Below are 1,060 nucleotides of genomic sequence, written 5' to 3'. Positions count from 1 at the left end.
GGTGATGCCGGCTTTGATTGGAGGATTTGGTAATTGGTTTGTTCCTTTGCTGATTGGAGCACCTGACATGGCTTTTCCACGCCTAAACAATATAAGCTTTTGGTTGTTGGTACCCTCCTTAATTCTTTTAATTATGGGGATTTTTGTTGGTTCTGGAGCAGGTACAGGGTGGACAATTTATCCTCCGCTTAGCTCGTTATTAGGACACTCGGATGCCTCGGTAGATTTTTTGCTTTTTGCACTCCATTTGTCTGGTGCTTCATCAATTCTAGGCGCCATCAATTTTATTACCACAATTTTTAACATGCGAGCGCCAGGAATGACGCTTCATAAGATGCCTTTGTTTGTGTGGTCTATGCTTGTCACGGCTTTCTTGTTATTACTGTCTGTACCTGTTTTGGCAGGCGGCATTACGATGTTAATTACGGATCGAAATTTTGGGACGACATTTTTTGATCCTGCAGGTGGGGGGGACCCTGTTTTATTTCAGCATCTATTTTGGTTTTTTGGCCACCCAGAAGTTTATATCATGATTTTGCCAGCTTTCGGTATTATTAGTCAGGTTATCTCGACATTTCTAAAAAACCCATATTCGGTTATTTAGGGATGGTTTATGCAATGGTATCCATAGGATTTATTGGTTTCGTGGTATGGGCGCATCATATGTTTACAGTAGGTCTTGATGTCAATACACGCGCTTATTTTACAGCAGCAACAATGATCATTGCGGTACCAACGGGCATCAAAGTTTTTTAGTTGGATAGCAACCATGTGGGGAGGATCCATTACGTTTCGCGTTCCTATGCTTTTTGCAATTGGGTTTATTTTTGTTTTTACATTAGGTGGATTGACAGGCGTTGTGCTCTCCAATGCTGGCCTTGATGTGGTACTCCATGATACCTATTATGTGGTGGCTCATTTCCATTATGTATTGTCAATGGGAGCATTGTTTGGAATATTTTGTGGATTCTATTATTGGTTTGGAAAGATGTCTGGGAGAGAGTTTCCTGAAATCTTAGGAAAAATTCATTTTTGGCTTACTTTTGTAGGGGTTAATTTG

Annotated in this window: 1 pseudogene; it reads left to right on the top strand. The window is 40.7% G+C overall.

Annotation, left to right across the window (positions count from 1 at the left end):
• Window positions 1-1,060: pseudogene (locus IG80_RS17140) on the top strand (cytochrome c oxidase subunit I); the annotation flags it as partial.

The organism is Candidatus Paracaedibacter symbiosus (assembly GCF_000757605.1).
GTDB classification, from domain to species: domain Bacteria; phylum Pseudomonadota; class Alphaproteobacteria; order Paracaedibacterales; family Paracaedibacteraceae; genus Paracaedibacter_A; species Paracaedibacter_A symbiosus.
This window is presented reverse-complemented; position numbering and strand designations above follow the sequence as displayed.